Annotated in this window: 18 protein-coding genes; 12 read left to right on the forward strand and 6 right to left on the reverse strand. The window is 71.1% G+C overall.

Annotation, left to right across the window (positions count from 1 at the left end; all coding sequences use genetic code 11):
* Positions 1 to 30: 30 nt before the first annotated feature.
* Both ACFQPS_RS14870 and ACFQPS_RS14875 read right to left on the reverse strand, forming a co-directional pair.
* The gene (locus tag ACFQPS_RS14870) at positions 31 to 510 is read right to left on the reverse strand and encodes a peroxiredoxin (protein WP_377360007.1); all 480 of its coding nucleotides are present in this window, start codon (positions 508 to 510) and stop codon (positions 31 to 33) included.
* Entirely contained in the window at positions 507 to 3,566 is a 3,060-nt protein-coding gene (locus ACFQPS_RS14875) for a bifunctional [glutamine synthetase] adenylyltransferase/[glutamine synthetase]-adenylyl-L-tyrosine phosphorylase (protein WP_377360008.1), read from the reverse strand. Before ACFQPS_RS14875 ends, ACFQPS_RS14870 begins: the two co-directional genes overlap by 4 nt.
* A 105-nt stretch (positions 3,567 to 3,671) precedes the next feature.
* Between ACFQPS_RS14875 and ACFQPS_RS14880 the strand changes: the two genes are divergently transcribed.
* Positions 3,672 to 6,872: a YhdP family protein gene (locus tag ACFQPS_RS14880; protein WP_377360009.1), complete on the forward strand. Its 3,201-nt coding sequence runs from the start codon at positions 3,672 to 3,674 to the stop codon at positions 6,870 to 6,872.
* Positions 6,873 to 6,885: 13 nt separating this feature from the next.
* Here ACFQPS_RS14880 and tyrS read toward each other — a convergent pair whose 3' ends face one another.
* The gene (tyrS, locus tag ACFQPS_RS14885; protein ID WP_377360010.1) at positions 6,886 to 8,148 is read right to left on the reverse strand and encodes a tyrosine--tRNA ligase; all 1,263 of its coding nucleotides are present in this window, start codon (positions 8,146 to 8,148) and stop codon (positions 6,886 to 6,888) included.
* 104 nt (positions 8,149 to 8,252) lie between these two features.
* Between tyrS and ACFQPS_RS14890 the strand changes: the two genes are divergently transcribed.
* Entirely contained in the window at positions 8,253 to 9,341 is a 1,089-nt protein-coding gene (locus ACFQPS_RS14890; protein WP_377360011.1) for an anhydro-N-acetylmuramic acid kinase, read from the forward strand.
* A gap of 33 nt (positions 9,342 to 9,374) precedes the next feature.
* Here ACFQPS_RS14890 and ACFQPS_RS14895 read toward each other — a convergent pair whose 3' ends face one another.
* Positions 9,375 to 10,037 (reverse strand): alpha/beta hydrolase, encoded by a 663-nt coding sequence (locus ACFQPS_RS14895; protein ID WP_377360012.1) that lies wholly within the window; start codon positions 10,035 to 10,037, stop codon positions 9,375 to 9,377.
* Positions 10,038 to 10,266: 229 nt separating this feature from the next.
* Between ACFQPS_RS14895 and cysE the strand changes: the two genes are divergently transcribed.
* From cysE to tenA, 6 genes are all read left to right on the forward strand, one after another.
* Entirely contained in the window at positions 10,267 to 11,010 is a 744-nt protein-coding gene (gene cysE, locus ACFQPS_RS14900; RefSeq protein WP_377360013.1) for a serine O-acetyltransferase, read from the forward strand.
* Between the two features lie 33 nt (positions 11,011 to 11,043).
* Positions 11,044 to 11,514, forward strand: coding sequence for an Rrf2 family transcriptional regulator (locus ACFQPS_RS14905; RefSeq protein WP_377360014.1), 471 nt, complete (start codon positions 11,044 to 11,046; stop codon positions 11,512 to 11,514).
* Between the two features lie 25 nt (positions 11,515 to 11,539).
* Positions 11,540 to 12,661 (forward strand): cysteine desulfurase family protein, encoded by a 1,122-nt coding sequence (locus ACFQPS_RS14910; protein WP_377360015.1) that lies wholly within the window; start codon positions 11,540 to 11,542, stop codon positions 12,659 to 12,661.
* 147 nt (positions 12,662 to 12,808) lie between these two features.
* Complete coding sequence (locus tag ACFQPS_RS14915; RefSeq protein ID WP_377360016.1) at positions 12,809 to 13,441, forward strand: molecular chaperone DnaJ; 633 nt, start codon at positions 12,809 to 12,811, stop codon at positions 13,439 to 13,441.
* A gap of 157 nt (positions 13,442 to 13,598) precedes the next feature.
* The gene (locus ACFQPS_RS14920; RefSeq protein ID WP_377360017.1) at positions 13,599 to 13,919 is read left to right on the forward strand and encodes a ferredoxin family 2Fe-2S iron-sulfur cluster binding protein; all 321 of its coding nucleotides are present in this window, start codon (positions 13,599 to 13,601) and stop codon (positions 13,917 to 13,919) included.
* Between the two features lie 6 nt (positions 13,920 to 13,925).
* The gene (tenA, locus tag ACFQPS_RS14925; RefSeq protein WP_377360018.1) at positions 13,926 to 14,636 is read left to right on the forward strand and encodes a thiaminase II; all 711 of its coding nucleotides are present in this window, start codon (positions 13,926 to 13,928) and stop codon (positions 14,634 to 14,636) included.
* A gap of 129 nt (positions 14,637 to 14,765) precedes the next feature.
* Here the strand turns inward: tenA and ACFQPS_RS14930 are convergent, their stop codons facing one another.
* Entirely contained in the window at positions 14,766 to 17,888 is a 3,123-nt protein-coding gene (locus ACFQPS_RS14930) for a ribonuclease E/G (RefSeq protein ID WP_377360019.1), read from the reverse strand.
* A gap of 626 nt (positions 17,889 to 18,514) precedes the next feature.
* Between ACFQPS_RS14930 and ACFQPS_RS14935 the strand changes: the two genes are divergently transcribed.
* From ACFQPS_RS14935 to prfB, 4 genes are all read left to right on the forward strand, one after another.
* Positions 18,515 to 19,849, forward strand: a complete 1,335-nt coding sequence (locus ACFQPS_RS14935) for an N-acetylmuramoyl-L-alanine amidase (protein ID WP_377360020.1) — start codon at positions 18,515 to 18,517, stop codon at positions 19,847 to 19,849.
* A 150-nt stretch (positions 19,850 to 19,999) separates the two neighbouring features.
* Positions 20,000 to 22,549: a penicillin-binding protein 1A gene (locus ACFQPS_RS14940; protein ID WP_377360021.1), complete on the forward strand. Its 2,550-nt coding sequence runs from the start codon at positions 20,000 to 20,002 to the stop codon at positions 22,547 to 22,549.
* A gap of 219 nt (positions 22,550 to 22,768) precedes the next feature.
* Entirely contained in the window at positions 22,769 to 23,422 is a 654-nt protein-coding gene (locus ACFQPS_RS14945) for an OmpW/AlkL family protein (protein WP_377360022.1), read from the forward strand.
* A 167-nt stretch (positions 23,423 to 23,589) separates the two neighbouring features.
* Positions 23,590 to 24,712, forward strand: a protein-coding gene (gene prfB / locus ACFQPS_RS14950; protein WP_377360023.1) for a peptide chain release factor 2 whose coding sequence is annotated in 2 segments (ribosomal slippage) — positions 23,590 to 23,658 and positions 23,660 to 24,712 — 1,122 coding nt in all. Because the reading frame shifts where the segments join, the coding sequence is not laid out codon by codon here.
* 111 nt (positions 24,713 to 24,823) lie between these two features.
* On the opposite strand, the gene ACFQPS_RS14955 is transcribed toward prfB, so the two are convergent.
* Positions 24,824 to 26,686 carry a DUF885 domain-containing protein gene (locus ACFQPS_RS14955; protein WP_377360024.1) on the reverse strand — a complete coding sequence of 621 codons (1,863 nt, stop codon included), beginning with the start codon at positions 26,684 to 26,686 and terminating at the stop codon, positions 24,824 to 24,826.
* Between the last annotated feature and the right edge of the window lie 62 nt (positions 26,687 to 26,748).

Here is a 26,748-nt window from a genome sequence, read left to right on the forward strand (position 1 = left end):
GCTGACGGGCCGGCTTGCTGAAAGGCGGGGTCAGAGTCCCCTGGCGGCGGTCAGTACGGCCTCGACATGCCCGGGCACCTTGACCTTGCGCCAGACGGCGCGGACCACGCCCTCCTTGTCGATCAGGAAGGTGGAGCGGTCGATGCCCATGTAGGTGCGGCCGTACATGCTCTTCTGGACCCAGGCGCCGTAGCGCTCGGTCACGTCCGAGCCCTCGTCGGATGCCAGGATGAAGGGCAGGCTGTACTTGGCCTTGAACTTGTCGTGGCTGGCGACGGAATCCTTGGAGATGCCGATGATGACGGCGTCCACCGTGCCGAAGTCGGGCATCGCCTCACCGAAGCCGCAGGCCTCCTTGGTGCAGCCCGACGTGTCGTCCTTCGGGTAGAAGTAGACGACGACGGGCCGGCCGCGGAGCTGCGAGAGCGTCACCGAGCCGCCCCCGTCCGTCGGCAGGGTGAAGTCGGGGGCGGGGGAACCGACATCGACGGTCTTCTCGGCCACGGTCATGGCGGGCTTGTCTCCTCGTTGCGGGCGGCCCCCGGGGAGAGGGCGGCGGCGGGGTCTTCGACGATGCGCCGGAAGTGTCCGTACACCTCCTCGGCGGCGCGTCTGAGGTTGGTTTCGACCGCCGCGAAGTCAACGGCCGCCCCTCCGGTCGTCTCCCCGGCCGCTCCCGCGTCCCCGGAGCCGCCCGTGGTCAGGTCGCCGCCGCGGTCGTTCAGGATCGCCCGCGCCAGCGCCGCCCGCAGGCCCGCCGGCGCCTCCGCCGCGCGGAAGCGTCCCTCCGTCGTCAGCCGCAGGAAGCCCTGCACCCGGCGCCACAGCCGCATGGTGCGGATCAGCGCGTCCGCCGTCGGCCGGTCCAGGCGGCCGCACTCGGCCAGCCGGCCGAGCAGTTCCGTCGTGTTCGGATGCGGCACCTCGGGATGTTCCGCGGCATGGCGCAGGGCCAGGTACTGGGCGATGAACTGGATGTCGATCATGCCGCCGCGGACATATTTCACGTCCCAGATGTCGTCCGTATGGTGCTGCTGGTCGATGCGGGCGCGCATGTCCGCCACGTCGGCCAGCAGCCGGTCGGGGTCGCGCGGCGCCGTCAGCACCGCGCGCACGGTGCCCTCCAGCCGGCCGCGCAGCTCCGCCGGGCCGGTCAGCACGCGGGCGCGGGTCAGGGCCATGTGCTCCCAGGTCCAGGCGCTCTCGCGCTGGTAGCGGCCGAAGGCCTCGAAACTCACCGCCAGCGGCCCCGAATTGCCGCTCGGCCGCAGCCGCATGTCCACGTCGTAGAGCTGGCCCTCGCCCGTCGGCGCGGTGATGGCGCTGACCAGCCGCTGCGTCAGCTTGATGAAGTAGTCGGTGGGCGTGAGCGGCTTCGGCCCGTCCGACAGGGGCGGGCTGTCGTCGGCGGCGGGCGGCACGTCGAAGACGGTGATGATGTCCAGGTCCGAGCGCAGCGACAGGGTTCCCGATCCCAGCCGGCCCATGGCGACCAGACAGAAGCCCGCCCCGGGGAAGCGGCCGTAGCGGCGGGCGAAATCCTCCTCCACCGCCGCCTGGATGCGGGCCAGCCCGATCTCCGCCACGGCCGTCAGGAACGGACCGCAGCGGTCGGCATCGCTGATGTTGCGCAGGATGTGGACACCGGCGCGGAAGCGCTGGTCGTTCGTCCAGCAGCGGGTCAGGGTCAGCACGTCCTCGAAGTCGCGCGCCTCTGCCAGCGTCGCCGCGGCCGATGCCTCCAGCTCCTCCCGGCCGGGCAGGGGATCGAAGAAACCGGGGGTCAGCACGGCGTCCAGCACCACCGGCCGGCGGGCGAGCTGCTCCGCCAGCCGCGGGGCGGTGCCCATGATCTCCGCCGTCAGCTCCAGCAGCCGCGGGTTGGCGTAGAACAGGGTGAAGAGCTGCACCCCCGCCGGCAGCTTCGCCAGGAACTCGTCGAAGCTCAGGAACGCCTGATCGGGATGGGGCGTGGTGCCGAAGGCGGCCAGCAGGGTGGGGATCAGCTCCGTCAGCAGCTCGCGCGCCCGGGTGCTGCGGGTGGCGCGGTAGCGGCCGTGGTGCCAGGCCCGCACCTGCGCCGCCACGGCGGACGGGTTCTGGTAGCCCAGGTTCCGCAGGGTCTGGATCGTCTCGGGATCGTCCTCGGTGCCGGTGAAGACCAGATTGCCGGGGCCGGAGAGCGGCGGCGCCTCCTCGAACAGCCGGGCATAGTGGTCTTCAACCCGGCTCAGCGTGTCCAAGAGGTCGGTGCGGAACCGCTGCGGCTCGTCATAGCCCAGGAAGACCGCCAGCCGGGCCACCGCCTCGTCGGTCTTCGGCAGCTCGTGGGTCTGCTGGTCCTCCAGCATCTGCACCCGGTGCTCGACCCGGCGCAGGAAGCGGTAGGCCTCCTCCAGCTCCTCGGCGACGCGCGGCCCGGCGCGGCCGGCGGCGACCAGCGCATGCAGTGCGGCCACCGTGGCCGGCACCCGCAGCGACGGGTCGCGCCCGCCGAAGATGAGCTGCTGGGTCTGGGCGAAGAACTCGATCTCGCGGATGCCGCCGCGGCCGATCTTGATGTTGTGGCCGTTGACCGTCTTCTGGCGGTGGCCCTTGTGACTGCCGATCTGGCGCTTGATCGAGTGGATGTCCTGGATGGCGGCGAAGTCCAGGCTGCGGCGCCAGACGAAGTGCCGGATGATCTGCATGAAGCCTTCGGCGGCCTCGGCGTCGCCCGCCACGGGCCGCGCCTTGATCATCGCCGCCCGCTCCCAGTTCTGGCCCAGGCTGCCGTAGTAGCTCTCCGCCGCGGAGACGCTGACCGCCAGCGGCGTCGCCCCGGGATCGGGGCGCAGCCGCAGGTCGGTGCGGAAGACGTAGCCGTCCGCCGTGCGCTCCTCCATGATCCGCACCAGCTCGCGCGCCAGCCGGACGAAGGTGCGGGTCATCTCGGCCTCGGGCACGGGCGTCACCCCGTCGTCGTAGAGGACGATCAGGTCGATGTCGCTGGAGTAGTTCAGCTCCTTCGCCCCGAACTTGCCCATGGCCAGGACGATCAGGCCGGACCCGCGCTCCGGGTCGTCCGGGTGGGGCAGGGTCATCCGGCCCGACGCCGCCGCCTGCCGCAGCAGCAGCCGGCAGGCGAGGTGCAGGGACGTCTCCGCCAGATCGCTCAGGGCGCCGGTGACCCGCTCCAGCGGCCACAGCCCGGCGATGTCCGCGATGCCGATCAGCAGTGCCGCCCGCCGCTTGGCGATGCGCAGGCCGCGCATCAGCCGGTCGGTGTCCGTCCCGTCCCCGTATCCGTCCCACAGATCGCGCAGCAGCCCGGCGAACGCGGCATCGCAGCCGCTCTCCAGAAGCTCCTTCAGGAACGCCTGCTCCCGCACCAGCGCCTGGGCCAGATAGGGGCTGTTGCCCAGCACGGCGGCCAGCAGCGCGGCCCCGTCAGGCGTCTCCGCCAGCCCGCGTGCAAAGGCCGCCGCCTCGGGCCCGGCGGACTCCGCCGCCTCGAACCAGCGTTCGAGGCCGAGGGCGGCAAGCTGCGGATCGGCGGGCCTGGGGAAGGAATCGGCATTGAACATGGGCGGCGGACCGGGCTATGCCAGCGATGGGGCCGCGGGAGGGTGCGCCCCTGCCGCCGCAGAGGTCAAGTCCGGCCCTCCCTCCGGACTGACGGGTTCCACCGGATGATCCGCCACTTCTCGCTCGTCGTCCTGGAGATCGCGGCCGGACTCCTGCTGGTCCTGATGCTGGGGGTCGGGCTGGTCGGCTGGCGCCTGACCCAGGGGCCGCTGGAGGTCGCGGCCCTGACCCCGTACCTCGAACAGGCGTTGAACGAGAACGCCCCCGTCCGCGCCGAGATCGGCAGCACCGTGCTGAGCTGGGCCGGATTCGGCGCGCCGCTGGAGGTGAAGGCCGTCGATGTCGTCGCCTACGGCCGCTCGGGCAGCGCCGTCGCCAGCCTGCCGGAGCTGAAGCTCCAGTTCTCTCTGCCGGCCGCCCTGCGCGGCCGCGCAGCCCTGACCCGGTTCGAACTGGTGCGGCCCTGGCTGAAGGTGCTGCGGACCGAGGACGGGAGTTTCACGCTGGATATCCGGAACGAGGATCTGGCGGCCGAGGAGGGGGCGGGTGAGGCGATCGCGGCGGAACTGCTGGAGAGCCTGCGCCGCCCGCCCGACCTGCTCGACCCGCTGGGGGCCATCACCGAGCTGCGCATCAGCGAGGCGCGGCTCCAGGTGGAGGACCAGCGCCGCAACCTCACCTGGTCGGCGCCGCGGCTGGACCTCTCGCTGCTGCGCGATGCCGGCGGGATCACGGGCGAAGCCGGCCTGGACCTGGAGCTGTCGGGGCGCACGAACCACCTTCAGGTCTCCATCGCCTACACCTTCGCCGACGGCCATCTGGAGATGCAGAGCCGGTTCGACGCCGTGCGGCCGGCCGACTTCTCGCAGATCGCGCCGGTGCTGGAGCCCTTGCAGGCGCTCGACGTCAGCTTCTCCGGCACGGCCGCGGCCGCCTTCTCCGCCGATCTCAAGCCGCTGCATGTCAGCCTCGCCCTCACCGGCGGGGCCGGGCGGCTGATCCTGCCCGACCAGCTTCCGGCCCCGGTCGCCTTCGACCATGTGCAGCTTCTCGGCCGCCTGCTGGAAGGCGGCCGGCGGCTCGACGTGGACCGCTTCGAGCTGGACCTCGGCCGCCCGAAGCTGACGGCTGCCGGCAGCGTCCGCCGCGGCGACGAGGCGCTGACCCTGACGCTGCGGACGGAGCTGGTGAAGCTCACCGCCGAGGATCTGGCCCGCTACTGGCCGCCGTCGCTGAAGCCGAAGGCGCGGACCTGGATGGTGGAGAACCTGACCCGCGGCAGCTACGACCGCACGGAGTTCGAGCTGGAGGCCACGGCCCCCGCCGACGATCCGGCGGCGCTGGAGCCGACCCGGATGCAGGGCCGCTTCGCCTTCTCCGGCTTCGACGTGCGCTACATGGAGACGCTGCCGCCGGTCACGGGCGTCTCCGGCACGGCGGTGTTCGACGGCAGGGCCTTCGACATCCGGCTCGGGGCCGGCCGGCTGAAGGACATGACGCTCGGCCCCTCCTCGACCGTCCAGATCTACAATCTGGAGGGCGATCCGGAGTTCATCGACATCGACGTGGCCGTCTCGGGCCCGGTGTCGTCGGCGCTGGAGGTGCTGGACCACGAACCGCTCCGCTACGCGCAGAAGGTGAACCTTGATCCCCGCTCCGTGGGCGGCACGGCCGACCTGCGCCTGCGCTTCGACTTCCCGCTGCTGGGTGACCTGGAGTGGGAGGAGGTGACCATGCAGACCTCCGGCACCCTGGCCGGCGTCAAGGTCGCCGGAATCGTGCCGGACATCACCGGGACCGAGGGGCGGTTCGACATCGTCGTCACGCCCAAGGACCTCCGCCTCGCCGGGACGGCGCTGCTGAACGGCGTGCCTTCCGCCATCGAATGGCAGGAGTTCTTTCCGAAGGCGGCGCCGGTCGGCACCCGCGTCCGCATCAAGGCGGCTCCCGACGATGGCGGCCGCGCCGCCCTCGGGCTCGACTTCCCGGAATGGCTGAACGGCCCGGCTGCCGTGGACATGACCTATGAGAAGACGGACCGGGGCGCCGAATCCATCGTGGCGGACCTGGATCTGACGGAGTCCGTCCTGCGCATCGACCCGCTGCACTGGCGCAAGCCCGCCGGGCTGCCGGGGCGCGGCGCCCTGCGGGTGGAGTTCGTGGGCGGCAAGCCGGTCCACCTGCCGCGCCTGACGGTGCAGACGGCGGAGCTGGCCGCCGCCGGCCGGCTGGACCTGCGGCCGCAGGATTACGGCATCGCGCGGCTGGTGCTCGATACCTTCCGGCTGGGCGAGACCGATGCCCGGATGGTGCTGGAGGGCCGGCCGAAGGACGGTCTCGCCATCGACCTGCGCGGCCGCAGCTTCGACGCCCGACCGCTGCGGGAGGATGACAAGGACGGTGCGGCCGGCGACGACGGGGCGGAGCCGGTCCGTCCCCTGGAGATCACGTTCGACCTGGACCGCATCGTCATGGGCGACGAGGGGCAGGCCCTGCGCGCCGCGAAGGGCAGCGCCAGCCGGACGGAGGCGGGCTGGCGCAGCGCCGTGCTGGACGCCCGGGTCGGCGACACCGGATCGCTGAAGGTCCGCTACTCGCCGGAGGGCGACAGGCTGGCTCTGGCGATGGAGAGCGACGATGCCGGCGCCGCCCTGCGGGAGCTGGGCATCCTCTCCCAGATCCGCGGCGGCACCCTGAGCGTGACCGGGCACAGCACGCCGGGCGACGCGCGGGAGACGGTGGCCGGCCGGATCGACCTGCGCGACTACGAGGTGAAGGACGCCCCGGTGCTGGCCCGGCTGCTCTCCGCCGCCTCGCCGCGCGGCTTCGCCGACTTCCTGGGCGGCCAGCCGATCTCCTTCAGCCGGCTGGTCGGGGATTTCCGCTGGCACCGCCGCGGGATCAGCTTCCGTGAGGTGCGGACCTCGGGCTCTGCCGTGGGGCTGACCCTGGAAGGTGACATCGACATCAAGGACGGGGTCGCCGCGTTGCAGGGCACGATCGTGCCCTTCTCCACCGTCAACCGGCTGATCGGGGCGATCCCGCTGGTCGGCGGCCTGCTGGTCGGCGGCGAGGGGCAGGGGCTGTTCGCCGCCACCTATTCGGTCAAGGGTCCGCTGGGTGATCCGCAGATCGGAGTCAACCCGCTGGCCGTGCTGGCGCCGGGCTTCCTGCGCAACCTGTTCTTCATGCCCGAACCGGCCGGGGAGAACGCGGAACCGTCGCCGACGCCTCCCGCGGACGGCAAGGCCGGCGGGGAAGCCAGGAGCGGGGCGGCCGGCAGCCCGGCCACCCCGCCGAAGTGACCGCCGCCTGCGGTCAGGCCGGCTTCACCAGCGCATGGCGCTTCCTGCCGACGGACAGCTTTATGACGCCGTCGGCCGTCAGGTCGCCGCTGCCGACCTTGGCGAACTCGTCCGTCACCGGCTGGTCGTTGACGCGCACGGCCGCCTGCTTGATCTGGCGCCGCGCCTCGCCGTTGGAGGCGACGAGACCGGCCTTCGCCAGCAGCACATAGACCGCGACCCCTGCCGCCAGTTCGTCGGCCGGCAGCTCGACCGTCGGCAGCCCCTCGGCCAGGGCACCCTGCTCGAAGGTGCGCCGCGCCGTCTCTGCCGCGGCGTCGGCGGCCTCGCCGCCGCGCACCAGCCGCGTCACCTCGGTCGCCAGGATCTTCTTCGCCTCGTTGATCTCGGCGCCCTGGAGCGCCTCCAGCCGGGCGATCTCGTCCAGCGGCAGTTCGGTGAACAGCCGGAGGAAGCGGCCCACGTCCGCATCCTCCGTGTTGCGCCAGTACTGCCAGAAGTCCCAGTCGGACAGCCGCTCGCGGTTCAGCCAGACGGCACCCGCGGCCGTCTTGCCCATCTTGGCGCCGCTGGCCGTGGTCAGCAGCGGGCAGGTCAGGCCGAACAGGTCGCGGTTGGCGATGCGGCGGCCCAGATCGACGCCGTTGACGATGTTGCCCCACTGGTCTGAACCGCCGGTCTGCAACACGCAGCCGTAGCGCCGGCTCAGCTCCACGAAGTCATAGGCCTGGAGGATCATGTAGTTGAACTCCAGGAAGGTCAGCGGCTGCTCGCGGTCCAGCCGCAGCCGCACGCTGTCGAAGGTCAGCATGCGGTTGATCGTGAAATGCCGGCCGATGTCGCGCAGGAAGGGGATGTACTCCAGCCGGTCCAGCCACTCGGCATTGTTCACCAGCCTGGCGCCGGACGGGCCGAAGTCGAACAGCCGGTCGAAGACGGTCCGGATGCCGGCGATGTTGGCCGCGATCACCTCGTCGGTCAGGAGCTGGCGGGTCTCGTCGCGGCCGGAGGGGTCGCCGATCCGGGTCGTGCCGCCACCCATCAGCAGGATCGGCCGGCCGCCGGTCTTCTGGAGCCAGCGCTGGATCATGGTCGGCAGCAGATGGCCGACATGCAGGCTGTCGGCGGTGGCGTCGTAGCCGTTGTAGGCGACCAGCCCGCCCGCCAGCAGCGCCTTGTCCAGCGCCTCAAGATCCGTCGCCTGATGGTAATAGCCCCGCTCCAGCATGATCCGGAGGAAGTCGGACTTCACCGAAGCCGGGACGGGCGTGTTCATGGCCTTGACCTGGATTTGTTCAATGGAAGGGATGGAAGCCGCGTGTTAGCACAGGTACGAAAGGGCGACCAACATCGCTCGTACCGTCACAGCGTCAGGCAGCCATGCCCGGTCCCAGCGCCACCGCCATCGGCCTGATGAGCGGCACCTCCCTCGACGGCATCGATGCCGCCCTGCTCTCCACGGACGGGGAGGACCGGGTGCGCCCCGGCCTGTTCCTGAGCCTGCCCTACGAACCCGGCTTCCGGGAGCGCCTGCGCGGCACCCTGGGCGGCCGCGGCGACGTGGAGGCGGTGGAGCGGGAGCTGACCGACCTGCATGCCGCGGCGGTCCAGGCCCTGCTGGACGAGGCGGGGCTGCTGCCCGGGCAGGTCGATCTGATCGGCTTCCACGGCCAGACGATCCTGCACGCGCCGGAGCAGCGGGTCACCTGGCAGATCGGCGACGGCGCCCGGCTGGCGGCGCTGACCGGCATCCCCGTCGTGAACGACTTCCGCGGCGCCGACGTGGCGGCCGGCGGGCAGGGGGCGCCGCTGGCGCCGCTCTACCACCGGGCGCGGGCGGCGGGGCTGGAGCGGCCGCTGGCCGTGCTGAACCTGGGCGGCGTGGCGAACGTCACCTGGCTGGGCCGGGGGGAGGAGGAGGTGCTGGCCTTCGACACCGGGCCGGGCAACGCCCTGCTGGACGACTGGATGCTGGCCCGGACCGGCTGCGCGCTGGATGCCGGCGGCGCCGTCGCGGCGACCGGGCAGGTGGCCGATGCGGTCCTGTCGCGGCTGATGGGGAACCCCTACTTCTCCCGACCGGCGCCGAAGTCGCTGGACCGCGACGCCTGGGATACCGCGGCGCTGGAGGGGCTGTCGCCCGCCGATGGTGCGGCGACCCTGACCGCCTTCACCGCCGCGGCGGTGGAAGCCGCCCTGGCGCACCTGCCGGAGCCGCCGGCGCGCTGGCTGGTGACGGGGGGCGGGCGGCACAACGCCACCCTGATGGCGATGCTGGCCGCGCGCCTGCGCGTTCCGGTGGAGCCGGTGGAGGCCGTGGGCTGGAACGGCGACGCGCTGGAGGCGGAAGCCTTCGCCTATCTGGCCGTGCGGGCGGGCCTGGGGCTCGCGCTGTCGCTGCCGGGAACGACCGGGGTGCCCCGGCCGCTGTCCGGCGGCCGGTTCCATCCCGCCCCGGACCGGGACTGACCTACTCGGCGACCGCCGGCATCCGGCGGTGCCTTACTCCGCGACCGCCGGCATCCGGCGGTCCAGGGTCGTGTCCAGATAGTCGTCCACCAGCCGGGTCAGCTCCTCGGCCTGGTTGGCGAAGAAGTGGTTGGCCGCCTGGACCTTGCGGTAGTCGATCCGGATGTCGCGCTGGTGCGACAGCTTGGTGACCAGCCGCGCCACCGAGGCTTCCGGCACCAGCTCGTCCCGCTCGCCATGGATGATCAGGCCCGAGGCGGGGCAGGGGGCCAGGAAGCTGAAGTCGAACATGTTGGCGGGCGGGGCGACGGAGATGAAGCCGTCGATCTCCGGCCGGCGCATCAGAAGCTGCATGCCGATCCAGGCGCCGAAGGAAAAACCGCCGATCCAGCAGGCGCTGGCGTTGGCGTTGTAGGTCTGCAACCAGTCCAGCGCCGACGCGGCGTCCGACAGCTCGCCCTCGCCGCGGTCGTAGCTGCCCTGGCTGCGGCCCACCCCGCGGAAGTTGAAGCGCAGGGACGAAAAGCCCCGCTTCGCGAAGGCATGGAAGAGCGTGTAGACGACGCGGTTGTTCATCGTCCCGCCGTGCTGCGGGTGCGGATGCAGCAGCAGGGCGATCGGCGCATTGGGCGTCTTGCCGTGCGTGTAGCGACCCTCAAGCCGGCCGGCCGGCCCGTTGATGATGACGTCAGGCATTGTTACCGGTCCCGGTTCAGTGCTTTTCCAATGCTCGCACGGCGGAATGCCGAAATTCCATTCTCCGGACGGGCGGCGGCGGCGAGATTCTCACGGGGGAATACTTGACCATACTGGTAGGTCATCATATATCGCTGCCCATGGGCGCCCGGAGGCGTACTATCCGCAGATCCGCGGCACGCTGGGGCGAGCCGGTCAGGGCGCGGAATATACCACAGCGGGAGCATCAGTGTTCAAGCGTCTTCGAGAAGAAATCGATGCCGTCATCGCCCGTGATCCCGCTGCGCGGTCCCGGCTCGAAGTCGCTTTGTGCTATCCCGGCCTGCACGCCATCCTCCTGCATCGCATCGCCCATCGGGTCTGGACGGCGGAGTGGCGTCTGCTCGGGCGTTTCATCTCGCATCTGGCACGCTTCCTGACGGGGATCGAAATCCATCCCGGGGCCCGCATCGGCCGGCATTTCTTCATCGACCACGGCATGGGCGTGGTCATCGGTGAGACGGCGGTGGTGGGCGACAATGTTCATCTCTACCATGCCGTGACCCTGGGCGGCACGTCGCTGGAGAAGGGCAAGCGCCATCCCACGATCCAGGACGGGGTTATCATCGGCGCGGGCGCCAAGGTCCTGGGCAACATCACCGTCGGCGCCGGTGCGCGCATCGGTTCCAACGCCGTGGTCGTCGCCGATGTTCCGGCGGGGGTGACGGTCGTCGGCATTCCCGCGCGTCAGGTGATGCCGCGGGCGAAGGCCGTGGCGCAGGACTTCCTGGCCTACGGCACCCCCTGCGGCGACATTCCCGACCCGGTCGCCCGGGCGCTCAACGGATTGCTGGATCAGGTCCACGGCCTGCGCCAGCGGGTGGAGGAACTGGAGCGGGACCGGCTGGCGGACGACGGTTCCGCCCCCGGTCCCGTTCCGACCAACGGCGGCGAAGACCGCCGGAATTACCGCGAAGGTACGGGGCCGGCCTGACGGCGGGACCCGTCACGGTTACGGAGGGACAAGATGAGACTGAGTACGAAGGGCCGCTACGCGGTCATGGCGATGGTCGACCTCGCCAAGAGCAGCAAGGGCCATCCCGTGGCCCTGGCGGAGATCGCCGACCGGCAGGAGATCTCGCTCTCCTACCTGGAACAGCTCTTCGCCAAGCTGCGCAAGGGCGGGCTGGTCAAGAGCGTGCGCGGGCCCGGCGGCGGCTATCTGCTGGCCAGCCCGGCGGAGGCGATGCGCATCTCCGACATCATCCTGGCGGTGGACGAACCGATCCGCGCCACCCGCTGCGCCGCCCACTCGCCGGCCGGCTGCCGGGCCAACAAGACCCGCTGCCTGACCCATGACCTGTGGGAGGAACTGGGCAACCAGATCCACCTCTATCTCAGCTCCGTGTCGCTGGCCGACGTGGTCGAGCGGCGCGTCCTGAGCACGGGCCAGATGCTGATCCAGGACGCCCGGCCGGCGCCGGTCGCGGCGGAATAGGCCGGGTGGCGGAAACCGCGGGCGGATGATGGCGGCCGGGGTCTATCTCGACTGGAACGCGACGGCCCCGCTGCGGCCGGAGGCGCGGGCGGCCATGCTCGCGGCGCTGGAGGAGGTCGGCAATCCGTCCTCCGTCCACGGCTTCGGCCGGCGGGCCCGCCGTCGGGTGGAGGAGGGGCGGCTCTGCGTCGCCGCCCTGGTCGGTGCCTCGCCGGAGCAGGTCGTCTTCACCGGCGGTGGGACGGAGGCCAATGCCCTGGCCCTGCGCACGCCTGCCGCCTGCCGTCTCGTCTCGGCTGTGGAGCATGTCTCGGTCCTCGACGCCGCGCCCGACGCCGGGCGCATTCCGGTGAACGCGGATGGGCGTGTCGATCCCGCGGCGCTGGCGGTGCTGCTGGAGGCCGCTCCCGGTCCCGTGCTGGTTTCCGTCCAGGCCGCGAACAACGAAACCGGCGTGATCCAGCCGGTGGCGGAGATCGCCACCCTGGTCCGCGCCCGCGGCGGCTTCCTGCATGTGGACGCGGCCCAGGCGGCGGGACGCCTGCCGCTCGATCTGCGGACGCTGGGCGCGCATCTGCTGACGCTGTCCGCGCACAAGCTCGGCGGCCCGCAGGGCGTCGGCGCCCTGGTCGTGGCCGATGGCGTGCCGCTGGAACCGCTGCTGCGCGGCGGCGGGCAGGAGCGGCGGCGGCGGGCGGGAACGGAGAACGTGGCCGGCATCGCCGGCTTCGGTGCCGCGGCCCAGGCGGCGGGGCAGGACCTCGGCTTCTACGATACTCTGGCCCGCCGGCGCGATGCGCTGGAGACCCGGCTGCTCGCTTCGGTGCCGCAGGCGCGGAGCTTCGGGAGCGGGGTTCCCCGTCTCGGCAACACGCTCTGCCTCGCGCTGCCCGGCGTGCCGGCGGAGACACAGCTCATGGCGCTCGATCTGGCTGGCATCGCCGTCAGTTCGGGGGCCGCCTGCTCCAGCGGCAAGGTCCATGCCTCCCATGTGCTGCGCGCCATGGGCGTGGCGGACGATCTGGCCGCCGGTGCCATCCGGGTCAGTGCCGGCTGGCTGACGACCGAGGCGGAGCTGGACCGCTTCGCGGAGGCGTGGCTGCTTCTCGCCCGGCAGCGGCAGCCGGTCCTGGCGCGCACGGTCTGACACGCCGCCCCCGCCCGGGACGGCCGGGCGGGGGGAGGGGGCTCGCCCATCGCCGATTCGCGTCGTTGCATCGCCGCCTCCCGCTCCTGTATCACCCGCACGACCCGTCGGCGAAGGCCGCCGGCGCCCTTCTGACCGGCATCCTCCATGACCCAGGCGCCCCCCGGCAGCGGACCCCGCCGCGCCGCCCCCATCGACGGTGATCTCGGCTCCTGCTGGCTGTGCGGCCGGGCGGTGTCGCCCCGTGCCCTGTTCTGCCACCAGTGCGGCACGATCCAGCCGCCCGCGGCGCTGGACGCCTTCGCCCGGCTGACCCTGCCGCGGCGCTTCGACCTGGAACCGGCGGAGCTGGAGCGCCAGCATGCGGGCTTCCACCGCGTGCTCGATCCCGCCCGCTTCGAGGGCCGCGGCCCGCGGGAGAAGGCGATGGCGCAGGCCCACCGCGACGCGCTGGACGATGCCCTGGCCGAACTGCGCGACCCGATGCGGCGGGCTGCGCTGCTGCTGAAGCTGGCCGGCGTGCCCGCCGCGGCGGAACCGCTGTCGGACCCTTGGGCGCAGGCCGTAGCGGCGGCCGGCGACGCCGCCGCGTTGGACCGGACAGCGGCGGAGATCGGCCGGGAGCGGGAGACGGTGCTGCGGGCCCTGTCCGCCGCCTTCCGCCGGGAGGAGGGGGAGGAGGCCGCCGTGCTGCTGGGCCGGCTGCGCCGCTTGCAGGCCGCGGCCGAGGCGGCCCGCCGTCGCCGCCGCGATCTGGCCCCGCCGCCGGAGGGCGGCTGATGGAAACACCGCCACCGGAGGGTGGTCGAGGTGCGTCCGCCGCAGCACGCAGGACTGGACTTGACGCCTGCGCCTACGTAACAACATCGGCGGCTCGCGGCCGGCGCCGCCGCCTAACGTAAGTCCTGCCCGTTCAAGTCATGGGAGTCTTGGCGCGATGCCGAAGATGGTCTTCGTCGAAACCGATGGTACCCGCCGCGAGGTCGATGCCCCGCTTGGTCTGTCGATCCTGGAAGTTGCCCGCCGCCACGACATCGACCTCGAAGGCGCCTGCGAGGGCTCGCTCGCCTGCTCGACCTGCCATGTGATCGTCGATCCGCAGTGGTACGACCTGCTGCCCGACGCCAGCGAGGACGAGGAGGACATGCTCGACCTCGCCTTCGGCCTGACCAAGACCTCGCGTCTGGGCTGCCAGATCCGCATTACCGAGGAACTGGACGGTCTGGTCGTGCGCCTGCCCGGCGGCAACCAGGGCTGACCCGGCATGGCGGACGCCACGCCCGCGCCCCTGCCCGATCTCGCCACGCCGGGCGGTCTGTTCGACCGCCTGCGCGCGGCCTGCCGGCCGTCCTGGGAGAGCTATGTCCGCCATCCCTTCGTGCGCGGGCTGGGGGACGGCACCCTGCCGGAGGCCAGCTTCCGCCATTACCTGGTGCAGGACTACCTGTTCCTGATCCACTTCGCCCGGGCCTATGCCCTGGCCGCCTACAAGGCCGACCGGCTGGAGGACATGCGGGCCGCGTCGCGCTCCATGGCCGCCATCCTGGACCTGGAGATGGGGCTGCACGTCCGCTACTGCGCCGGCTGGGGCCTGGACGAGGCGGCCATGGCCGCGACGCCCGAGGCGACGGCGACGCTGGCCTACACCCGCTTCGTGCTGGAACGGGGCATGAGCGGCGACCTGCTGGACCTGCACGTCGCCCTTGCCCCCTGCATCATCGGCTATGCCGAGATCGCCGCCGCGCTGATGGCCGATCCGGCGACCGTGCTGGACGGCAATCCCTACGCCGACTGGGTCCGCATGTACGCCGATCCGGAATACCGCGCGGTGGCCGCGGCCTCCGTCGCGCTGCTCGACCGGCTCGGCGCCGAACGGGGGGCGGAGGCGCGCTTCGCCTCGCTCGTCCGCGGCTTCGATGCCGCCTGCCGGCTGGAAGCCGGTTTCTGGGAGATGGGCTGGTCGCTCCGCGACTGATCCTCCCGACCCGTCGCTGCCGTCGCAGCCCTTTCAGAACCCGTGCCCGAATGCGAAACGGGGAGGCGTGAGCCTCCCCGTTTCCGTACTGCTTTTCCCGGACGGCTGTCCGTGCGGGTGGGTGGCGCCTCAGCGGCGCCACCAGCCCTTCTTCGGCGCCTCGACCGGCGGGTTGACCACGGCCTGCGGCGCGGCCTCTACCGGGACGGGAGCCGCCGGCGTCTCCGCCGGGGTCTCCGGGGCCGGCGGAGACGCCGTGGCCACTTCCATGACCGCTTCCGTCACCGTGTCCGCTGCCGGCGTCTCCGCGGCGGCCGCCTTCTTGCGCGGGGCGCGGGTGCGCTTCGCCTTCGGCGCCGCCTCGGCGGCTTCGGTCGGAGCCGCTTCCGCCACGGGAGCCGCCTCGGCCACCGCTGCCGGCGTCTCCGCGGCCTTCTTGCGCGGGGCGCGGGTGCGCTTGGCCTTCGGCTTCTCCTCCGCCTCGTCGGCGGGGGCGACGGTCACCGTGGCCGCCGGTGCGGCCTCCGCGGCCTCCACCGGAGCCTCGGCCGGCGTCTCCGCCTTCTTGCGGCTGCGGCTGCGCTTGGGCTTCGCCGCCGGTTCCGTGCTGACGGTCGCCGGTTCGGCGGCCGTGACGACGGTTCCAGTCGTCACCGCGATGACCTCGTCCGGAACCGCAGGGCCCGGGGCCGTATCGCCCTGTGACGGCTCGACGGGTCCGCTGACGGTCGTCTCCCCCCCGGTCAGGGCGGGAGCCTCGCCGGCGGCGGTCAGCCCCTCGGACGGTTCGGCCGCTTCTCCGGCCTCGCCCTCCTCGGCGTCGTCGCCCTCGGCGTCCTCGCCTTCGGCCAGGGCCTCGCCCGGGATCTCCGGCAGGCCGTCGATCCGCTGGCGCGCCCGGCGGCGACCGCCCCGCTTGCCGCGGCGGCGCTTCTTGCGCAGGGACTGGGCGTCGTCGCCGGTCGCGGAGACGGAGCCCTCGGCCCCGGACTCCTCGCCCGCCTCGTCGTCGGCGTCCTCGTCCTCGTCACCCTCTGCGCCGGCACCCTCGGCCCCGGCATCCTCGGCCCGCTCGACCGTCTCCGCGTCGGCGGGAAGGGAGGACGTCTCGGTATCGCCGAAGCGGGACTCGCCCGGACGGCGGCGGCGGCGGCGGCGCCGGCGGCGGCTGTCGCGGTCACCCTGCGACCGCTCCTCGGCGGTCTGCGGGGCGGTCGCGGCGCTTTCCTCCGCTTCCTCCTCCAGTTCCTCGGCTTCTTCGGCCTCCTCGACCTCCAGCGCCCGGTCGGTCTCGGCATAGACCTTCTCGGCGCTGACCGTCGTCTGCGCCACCGGCACGTCGTCGCCGGGCTGGCGGGCGCGCAGCCGCTCCAGCCGGTGGGCCGGCGGGGTCAGGCTGTCATCGGCGGCGAGGTAGACGCGCAGGCCGTAGCGCCGCTCGATGGCGGTCAGGCTCTCGCGCTTCTGGTTCAGGATGTAGAGCACCAGCGAGGCCGCCGCGGTCACCGTGATCTCGGCAGAGCGGCGGCGGATACCCTCCTCCTCGATGGCGCGGAGCACCGCCAGGGCGGCGCTCTCCACCGAGCGGACGAGGCCGGTGCCGGCGCAGTGCGGGCAGCGCTCGAAGTTGATCTCCTGCAACGACGGGCGCAGGCGCTGGCGCGACAGCTCCAGCAGGCCGAAGGGCGAGATGCGGCCGAGCTGGATGCGGGCGCGGTCCGCCTTCATCGCCTCCTTCAGCCGCTTCTCGACGGAGGCGTTGTTGCGCGCCTCCTCCATGTCGATGAAGTCGATGACGATCAGACCGGCCAGGTCGCGCAGCCGGAGCTGGCGGGCGATCTCCTCCGCTGCCTCCAGATTGGTGCGTAGCGCCGTTTCCTCGATGTTGCGCTCCTTGGTGGAGCGGCCCGAGTTGACGTCGATGGCGACCAGCGCCTCGGTCTGGTTGATGACGATGTAACCGCCCGAGCGCAACTGCACGACCGGGTCGAACATGGTCTCGATCGCGCCTTCCACCTGGAAGCGGTGGAACAGGGGGATGTCGTCCTTGTAGGGCTGCACCTTCTTGGCGTGGCTGGGCATCAGCATCCGCATGAAGTCCTTGGCGGTGCGGTAGCCCTGCTCGCCTTCCACGATCACCTCGTCGAGATCCGAGGCGTAGAGGTCGCGGATGGAACGCTTGATGAGGTTCGCTTCCTCGTAGATCAGCGCCGGAGCAACCGACTGCAAGGTCAGCTCCCGGATGCTGTCCCACAGGCGCATCAGGTATTCCAGGTCGCGCTTGATCTCCGGCTTGGAGCGTTCGATGCCGGCGGTGCGCAGGATGACCGACATGCCGTGCGGCACGTCCAGGCCCTCCAGCAGCTCCTTCATGCGCTTGCGGTCGGCCGGGTTGGTGATCTTGCGCGAGATGCCGCCGCCGCGCGGCGTGTTCGGCATCAGCACGCAGTAGCGGCCGGGCAGCGACAGGTAGGTGGTCAGCGCCGCACCCTTGTTGCCGCGCTCCTCCTTGGTGACCTGCACCAGCAGGATCTGCCGGCGCTTGATCACCTCCTGGATCTTGTAGGACTTCAGCGGGCGGGGACGCCGGCGGCGCTCCTCCTCCGTGTCCTCCTCGACGGTCTCGCCGCCCTCGGCCGCGGCGGTCGCGCGGCGGTCACGCCGGCCCTCCCGGCCGTTGGAGTGGCGCAGCTCCGCCGCGCGGCCTTCAGGCCCGTCTTCCGCACCCTCGCCGCTTTCGCCGGAGAAGCCGTTGCCGTCCTCCGGATCGCCGGCGGACAGGGGGCTTTCGCCCTCGGGTCCCTCGTCGGCGCTGTCGCCGCCCGCGGACCCCTCATCCATCAGGGACGGAGCGGCGCCGCCGATCTCGTCCACCGGGACCGTACCGGCCGAGGTCTCCTCGATGCCGGCGGCTGCCTCCTCGATCTGATCGACCGAGGCGGGCTCACGGTCGCCGGCCTCGTACTCACGCTCCTGCTCGCGCAGCAGCGCTTCACGGTCGGCCACCGGGATGCGGTAGTAGTCCGGGTGGATTTCCGAAAAGGCCAGGAAGCCGTGCCGGTTCCCGCCATATTCCACGAAGGCCGCCTGGAGCGACGGCTCCACCCGGATGACCTTCGCCAGATAGATGTTGCCCTTGAGTTGCTTCCGGCTGGCGATCTCGAAATCGAGCTCCTCCAGCCTGTTGCCGCTGACCACGACGACCCGGGTTTCCTCCGGGTGTGTGGCGTCCACAAGCATGCGCTTGGCCATTCCGCCTTCCCCATGGCGCCCCCGCCCGGTCCGCGCGACAGACGGATGGATGGGCGCACCATCGTTTCGTGCGAAGCACGCGGATCGGACCCGAAAGCCGTCGAACGGCGCTCTCTTAAAGCAGCCAGGACGGGTCGGGCGACCGACGCCGGGCTACGACCCGGAGGTCGCAACCAGCTTCGAGGTTTCACTGCACCGCAATCCTGAAAGCGCCACGCCCGCGGGCGCGGGGCGGCAGTCTGGCAGCAGCCGCGCGTATCCGGGGGCGACGCCGGCGCCCCGGGGAGGGGCGAAGCAGGGTACGGTTCGTCGCAGGTGGGAAGATAAACGTCCCTACCCCATTCCACAATGAAAGAATTCGACAGATGCCCGACTGCAACATTTCGGGGCGATGCATCCGTCTGTGGCCGCCTGTCGGCGTCTGATGCCCTGCGGGCACACCCCGGCGAACATCGGACGGCATCTGATGATCGGTCTTGAATGCCTTGATTCGCCGACGTTATAACCGGAGTCGGCCAGGCGCGGCCGGGGCCAGCGGGCATCCGGACATGTGACGGCAGCCGACGGAACGACAACGGACAGGGTGACCTGGAAAGGGATGGGACGTGGCCGCTTGGGGAAGACGCTTGTCCGGATGGGCTGCCGCCGTCGTGACGGCATTGCTTCTGGTCGTGTCCCAGGGAGCGCCCGTCAGCGCGGCGGAGCGGACGCAGACCGCCGCCATGCCGGCTACCGGGGCGGCGGCCCTGGCCACCGACGCCCGTCTGGGCCTGCATCCCGACAAGACCCGTTTCGTCGTCGATCTCAGCCGGGCGGCGGAGTTCCGTGTCGCCACGGCCGCCGATCCCTGGCGCGTGGTGGTGGAGTTCGACGGCGTCGCCTGGGCGGTGCCGGAACTGCCCCCCGCCAAGGGACTGGTGCGGGGCGTCCGCCGCAGCGAGGCGGGCGGGCGTATCCGGCTTGAGCTGGAAACGTCGGGGCCGGCGAAAGTCGTCTGGGCCGACATGCTGCGTCCGCTGGACGGAAGGCCGCCCCGGTTCGTGCTGGACATCGCCCTGACCGATCCGCTGGGCTATCTCGCGGCACAGGCCGCCGTTGTTCCCCCGCCGTCCCCTTCGGCCGCTTCCCCCTCTGCCGGCGCCGCCCCCGTCGGCGTGCAGCCGGTGGCGCTGCGGGTCCCGGCCCCGCCGCCGCCGGCTCCCGGCGTCCTTCCCGGACAGTCGTTGCCGGCCGCCCTGCGGAGCTTTCCGGTGCCGCGCAGCAAGCCGCCGCTGCCGCAGCTCCCCCTGATCGTGCTCGATCCCGGCCATGGCGGCCAGGACCCCGGGGCGACCGCCGTCACCGGCGTCCACGAGAAGGAGATCACCCTGGCCGTGGCGCTGGAGATGCGCCGCCAGCTTCTGGCCACGGGGCGCTACCGGGTGGCGCTGACGCGCGACCGCGACGTCTTCATCAAGCTGCGTGACCGGGTGGCGCGGGCCCGGTCCCTGGGGGCGGATCTCTTCATCTCCCTGCACGCGGACTCCATCAGCCGCCCCGGCGTCCGCGGCCTGTCCGTCTACACCCTCTCCGACAAGGCGACCGACCGCGAGGCGGAGATGCTGGCCCAGCGCGAGAACCGGGCCGACGCCATCGTCGGGCTGGACCTCTCGGCCGAGACGGCGGAGGTGGCGGCCATCCTGATCGATCTGGCCCAGCGCGACTCCCGCAACCAGTCGCTGCGACTGGCCGGCCTCGTGGTGGACCGGCTCGGCCGGGAGGTGACGCTGCTGCCGTCGCCGCTGCGCTCGGCCGGGTTCGCGGTGCTGACCGCGCCCGACGTGCCGTCCGTGCTGATCGAGATGGGCTACCTGTCGCATGCGAAGGACGCAAAGCTGCTGACCAGCGCCAGCCACCGCAAGCGTCTTGCCGCCGGGCTCGTTCAGGCGGTGGATGGCTATTTCGGACGGGCGCGGTCTTGAGCCGGTCTTAAGGACGACACATTTCCCCCCATCCTGCTACGCTGATCCGACCGTGACCCGCCCCCGTGGGGGGCAGGGCGGTCGCCGGCATCCTTCGATCCGGTTCCTGCCGGGCTTTCCCGCGCAGGCCTTTTTCCGCGGTGGTACGCGATGCGCTTTCTGGGACTTCTCTTCACCGGCTTCGTTCTGGCCGCGGTCACGGCTGCCGGCCTGATCGCCTGGGGCGTCCTCTATTTCGGGCGCGACCTGCCGGATTATTCCCAGCTTGCCGACTACCGGCCGGCGGTCGCCACCCGCGTGCATGCCGGCGACGGCCGGCTGCTGGCCGAGTTCGCCAGCGAGAAGCGGGTCTTCGTGCCGATCGAGGCGATCCCGAAGCGCGTGGTGCGTGCCTTCGTCTCCGCCGAGGATCAGAATTTCTTCAAGCACCAGGGGGTGGACTGGCTGGCCGTCGCCCGCGCCATGGTGACGAACGTGCGCATGCTGGCCGAGGACCGCCGCCCGATCGGTGCCTCCACCATCACGCAGCAGGTGACGCGGCACTTCCTGCTGTCCAACGAGCTGAGCTACCAGCGCAAGATCAAGGAATGGCTGCTAGCCTACCGGATCGAGCAGGCGATGTCCAAGGACCGCATCCTTGAGCTGTACCTGAACGAGATCTTCCTGGGGAACCGGGCCTATGGCGTTGCCGCCGCGGCGCTGAACTACTTCGACAAGCCGCTGGACGAGCTGACCATCGCCGAGGCCGCCTTCCTCGCCTCGCTGCCGAAGGCGCCGGACCGCTATTTCCGCGAACGCTTCCGCGACGATGCCATCGCCCGGCGCAACTATGTCATCGGGCGCATGCAGGAGGACGGCTACATCACGCCGGAAGAGGCGCAGGCCGCCGTGGCCGAGCCGCTGACCTTCCGCACCGGACGCGATGCGGAGTTCGTGAAGGCGGACTATTTCGTCGAGGAGGTGCGGCGCGAACTGGCCCGGATGTACGGGGAGGAGACGCTCTACAAGGGCGGTCTGTCCGTGCGCACGACGCTGGAGCCCGAGTTGCAGGGCGCCGCCCGCAAGGCCCTGCGCGATGGCCTGAAGTCGCTGGACCGCCGCAGCGGCTGGCGCGGTCCGGTCGCCCGGCTGGACGGGTTCGAGGGCTGGCGCGACCGGCTGGCCGCGGTCAGACCGCCGGCCGGTGCCGAGGACTGGCCGCTGGCCGCGGTCCTGGAGGTGGTGGACGCGGAAGCGCGCATCGGCTTCGCCGACGGCAGCCGCGGCAGCATTCCGCTGGACGAACTGCGCTGGGCCCGTCGGGCCGAGAAGGGGGAGAACGTCGGTCCCGCCGTCAAATCGGCGAAGGACGCCCTGGCCCCCGGCGACGTCGTGATGGTCGAGCGCCTGTCGGAGAAGAAGGACGCCTATGCCCTGCGCCAGATCCCCGAGGTGCAGGGGGCGCTGGTGGCGATCGATCCGCACACCGGCCGCGTGCTGGCCATGGTCGGCGGCTTCAGCTCCGACATCAGCGTGTTCAACCGCGCCACCCAGGCGCAGCGGCAGCCGGGGTCGGCGTTCAAGCCCTTCGTCTATCTGGCGGCGCTGGACCACGGCTTCACGCCCAGCACGCTGGTGCTGGATGCGCCCTTCTCCCTGGACCAGGGGCCGGGGCTGGGCAAGTGGCGCCCCTCCAACTACACCGACCGCTTCTACGGCCCGACACCGTTGCGCGTCGGCATCGAGAAGTCCCGCAACGTCATGACGGTGCGGCTGGCCCAGTACATCGGCATGGATGCGGTCGTGGACGTGGCCCGCCGCTTCGGCATCACCGACAACCTGCCGCCGCAGCTCTCCATGGCGCTGGGGGCGGGGGAGACGACGGTGATGCGGCTGACCGCCGCCTACGCCATGCTGGTCAACGGCGGCCGCCGGATCACTCCCAGCATCATCGACCGGGTGCAGGATCATACCGGCCGGACCGTGTTCCGCCACGACGACCGCCCCTGCGACGGTTGTGCCGGTCTGCCCTGGATGGATGCCGAACCGACCGGCGATACCTTCGCCGCGCAGCGCCTCCAGGCTGCCCGCACTTCGGCACCGACCAGCGGCGCGGCGGAGGTGGCGTCCCCGGTCGCCATGCCGGTGCCCGTCGTGCCCGACACGCGGGAGCAGATCGCCGATCCCCGCACGGTCTATCAGGTCGTCTCCATGCTGGAGGGGGTGGTGCAGCGCGGCACCGCCGTCCGCCTGCGCGAGCTGGGCAAGCCGCTGGCGGGCAAGACCGGCACCACCAACGACAGCATGGACGCCTGGTTCGTCGGCTTCTCGCCCGATCTCGTCGTCGGCGTCTTCGTCGGGTACGACCAGCCGCGGTCCCTCGGCGACCGGGAGACGGGCTCCTCCGTCGCGGTGCCGATCTTCCGCGACTTCATGCAGGTCGCCCTGAAGAACGCGCCGGCCACGCCTTTCCGGGTGCCGCCCGGTCTCAGGCTGGTCCGGGTCGATCCGGAGACCGGACGGCCCGCCGCTACCGGCAACCGCAAGGCGATCTGGGAGGCCTTCGTCCCCGGAACCGAGCCGACCGGCGACCAGACCGTGCTGGACGGCGGCGACCAGGGGGCGGGGTTCCTGCCGGCCAGCCAGATCGGCCGGCCCGACGCGCAGCGGCCGCAGCAGCCCCCTGCCAATGTCGGCACCGGGACCGGCGGCGTCTACTGACGCCCGCCGCGTCCCGTTTCGGGGCCCCCTCCGCCCGGTCCGCCCGGGCTTCCGCGGGGGGCTGGCGGTGACCGACCTATACGCTTGGGTATATCTTGGAATTGATCCAGGTCAGGGCCGCCCCAGGGGGGGCGGCCTAACGCTTTCCTTGTAAAAGATAACCAAGGGAGAGGGGCGCGCTGCGTCGTCCGGCGGCCCCCCGGCAAAGGAGAGCTGAGTATGAGAGGATTGGCCATTACCGCGGCGTCCTGCGCGGCCGTCGCGTTGCTCGCCGGTGTGCCCGCCGCTTCGGCCAAGCAGGCCGGTGACCTGCTGGTGCGTGCCCGCGGGATCTACGTCGTGCCGGACGAGTCCAGCTCGCTGTCCCTCGCCGGCACCGGCATCCCCGGCAAGGCGAATGTCGGCAACCACTTCGTCCCCGAACTCGATTTCACCTATTTCCTCAATGACAATGTCGGTATCGAGCTGATCCTCGGCACGACCCCGCACAACGTCAACGCCACCGGCACGCCGCTGGGCGCCAAGGTCGATCTGGGCGATGTCTGGCTGCTGCCGCCGACCCTGACCGCGCAGTACCACTTCAATCCCAAGGGTCAGGTCAGCCCCTATATCGGCCTGGGCGTCAACTACACCATCTTCTACAATGTCGATGAGGGCGCTGCGCGCGACATCGACTATGACAACAGCTTCGGCTTCGCGCTTCAGGCCGGCGTGGACTTCGCGCTGACCGAGCGCTGGGTGCTGAACCTGGACGTCAAGAAGCTGTGGCTGAGCACCGACGTCTCCATCGACGCCGGCCTGCCCAGCCGCATCAAGGCGGATGTCGATCTCGATCCGTGGATCATCGGCGTGGGCTTCGGCTACCGCTTCTGATCCCTGGTTTCAGGCGGACGGGGGAGGGCGTGGCGCCGTCGTGGCGCCGCGCTCTTCTCTTTTCCGGCTCCCTTTTTCCGGCCGCCGCGGGTGCCGGGGGTTCAAATCCCGGGCGGGGCACGCTATCTAAGGCCCCCTGATTGGACCATTGGTGACAGGAGACCCCCATGCGGGCCGAGATCCAAGCGGTCGCCGAGGCTGTGAACCAGTCCTTGGCGCTGCTGAGGAGGCATCTTTGACTGGGATAAATCCCTTTTCCGCCTCGACGAACTGACCGCACTGACCGAAGACCCGAACCTCTGGAACGATCCCGATCGTGCCCAGAAGCTGATGCGGGAGAAGACCCAGCTCGAAAACGCGCTGACCGGCACCAAGGAACTGGAGCGCGACCTGCGTGACAGCCTGGAGCTGATCGAGATGGCCGAGGCCGAAGGCGATGCCGAGATGGTCGCCGAGGCCGAGAAGACGATCGCCGCGCTGAAGGACCGGGCGGCCAAGATGGAGCTGGAGAGCCTGCTCTCCGGCGAGGCCGACGCCAACGACTGCTTCCTGGAGGTGAACTCCGGCGCCGGCGGCACGGAGTCCCAGGACTGGGCGCTCATGCTGCTGCGCATGTACACCCGCTGGGCCGAGCAGCACGGCTACAAGGTCGATGAGCTGGACGAGACGCCGGGCGAAGAGGCCGGCATCAAGTCCGCCACCATCCAGATCAAGGGCCACAACGGCTATGGCTGGCTGAAGACGGAGTCCGGCGTCCACCGCCTGGTCCGCATCAGCCCGTTCGACAGCCAGGCGCGTCGGCACACCAGCTTCGCCTCCGTCTCGGTCACGCCTGTGATCGACGACAAGATCGTCGTCGAGATCAACGAGAAGGACGTGAAGGTGGACACCTACCGCTCGTCCGGCGCCGGCGGGCAGCACGTCAACAAGACCGACTCGGCGGTGCGCCTGACCCACCTGCCGACCGGCATCGTCGTGGCCTGCCAGCAGGAGCGCAGCCAGCACAAGAACCGGGCCAAGGCCTGGGACATGCTGCGGGCCCGCATCTACGAGATGGAACTGCGCAAGCGCGAGGAAGCGGCCGCGGCCCTGGAGGCGACCAAGACGGAGATCGGCTGGGGTCACCAGATCCGCTCCTACGTCCTGCAACCCTACCAGATGGTCAAGGACCTGCGCACCGGGGTGGAGACCAGCGACTCCGGCGGCGTGCTGGACGGCGACCTGGACCGCTTCCTCCAGGCCGCCCTGGCCCAGCGCATCAAGGGCCACGCGGACGGCGAGGAGGGCTGACCTCCCGCACTGACCCTCCGGGCTCCAGACGAAGAAAGGCGGCGGCCCCCCGCGGGACCGCCGCCTTTTTCATGTCCGCCCCAGGCGTGTCCCCCAGGCCGGACCCGCCGGTCAGCCCTTGGCCCGGCTGGCGACCCAGGCATCCACGAGCTGCTGGAGCAGCGGCAGCGGCACGGCGCCGTTGGCCAGCACGGTGTCGTGGAAGCCGCGGATGTCGAAACGGTCGCCCAGCGCGGCTTCCGCCTTGGCCCGCAGCCGCTGGATCTCCAGCATGCCGATCTTGTAGCTGAGCGCCTGGCCCGGCCAGTTCATGTAACGCTCCACCTCGCGGGTATTGTCGATCTCCGCGTTGGGGGTGTTCTCGTTCATGTAGGCGATGGCCTGCTCGCGGGTCCACTTCTTGGTGTGCAGGCCGGTATCGACGACCAGGCGCACGGCGCGGAACAGCTCCGCCCCCAGGCGGCCGGCGTCCGAATAGGGGTCCTCGAAGAAGCCCATCTCCTTGCCCAGGTGCTCGGCATAGAGCGCCCAGCCCTCGGCATAGGCGGAGGTGTTCCAGATGCGCCGGAAGGCGGGCACGCCCTCAAGCTCCTGCGCGATGGCGATCTGCATGTGATGGCCGGGGATGCCCTCGTGATAGGCGAGGGTTTCCAGGTCCCACTTCGGCAGCGCCTTCATGTCCGCCATGTTGGCGTAGAAGATGCCGGGCCGGCTGCCGTCCAGGGAGGGCTGCTGGTAGAAGGCGCCGGGCGAGGATTCCTCGCGGAACTTCTCGACCGCGCGCACCTCCATCCGGGCCTTCGGCAGCACCCCGAAATAGCGGCCGAGCTGCGCCTCCATCCGGCCGATCACCTCGGTGGCGCGGGCCATGTAGGCCTTCTGGCCTTCCTCGGTGTCGGGATAGAAGAACTGCGGGTCCGTCTTCAGATACTCGAAGAAGGCCTTCAGATCGCCCTTGAAGGCCACCTTGCGCATGATCGCGCGCATCTCGTCCTGGATGCGGGCGACCTCCTTCAGGCCCAGCTCGTGGATGGCGGCCGGGTCCATGTCCACCGTCGTGCTGGAGCGGACGGCGACGCGGTACAGCTCCGCCCCCTTGGGCAGGGCCCAGATGCCGTTGTTCTCCTTGACCTTGGCGCCCATCGCCTCGATCGCGTCGGCGAACCGGCGGTAGGCGGGTCCGACATCCTCGCGCAGGGCCTTCTCGGCTTCCGCGATCAGGCGGGTCTTCTCGGCCTCGTCGATGGAGAGCGCGCCGACCTTGGCCCGGATGTCCAGCCACAGCGGGCTCTCGTTCGGGCCGTCGTCGAAGGGCTTGCCGGCCGCCACGGCGCGCGAGGCCGAGACGATGGAGGGGAAGTTGAAGGCCGGCGGGGCGATGCCCCGCTCAAGCCGGACACGCGCCGCCGCCTCCATGTCGGCGAGGACCTGCCCGATGCCGCGCAGGCGGCGGATGTAGGACTCGGCGTCCGCCTTGTCCTGCACCTGGAGCGTGCTGATGAGGAAGGACGGCATGGCGATGTGGCCGCCGTCGAGCCGGGTGAAGGCGTAGCTGTCATAGCGGAAGGGCGCATAGGACAGCCCGTCCTCCATGACATAGGTGAACAGGTCGTAGTTCAGCCGGCCCTGGCGGGAGAGCGCGTCGCGGTCGATCTCCTTGCGCAGCCGCTCCAGATCGCCCCGGGCGATCTTCTCGTTCTCCTCGCTGAAGGCATCGGACACCGGGGTCCAGCGCCCCTCCGTGTCCTTCATGCCGAGCTGCACCCGCAGGTCGGGGTTGCGCGCCAGCACCCGGTTCCAGGCATCCTCCAGGAAGGCGTCCAGCTTCGCGTCCTCGGCGGTCTTCTGCACGCCGGCCGTTGCCGCGGGCGTGTCCCCGGTCCCGGCGTAGGCGGGCAGGCCCGGCGAGAAGGCGAACAGGACGGACAGGGCGGCGCCGGCCAGCAGGGCACGGGCGGAGGAGCGGATGGCCATCTGATACCTTGGTCTTCTGTTGGAACGGGGGCCCGCGGACCGCGCGGCGCAGGGATGGTAAC

The sequence above is a fragment of the Rhodocista pekingensis genome (assembly GCF_042665545.1).
GTDB classification, from domain to species: Bacteria; Pseudomonadota; Alphaproteobacteria; order Azospirillales; family Azospirillaceae; genus Rhodocista; species Rhodocista pekingensis.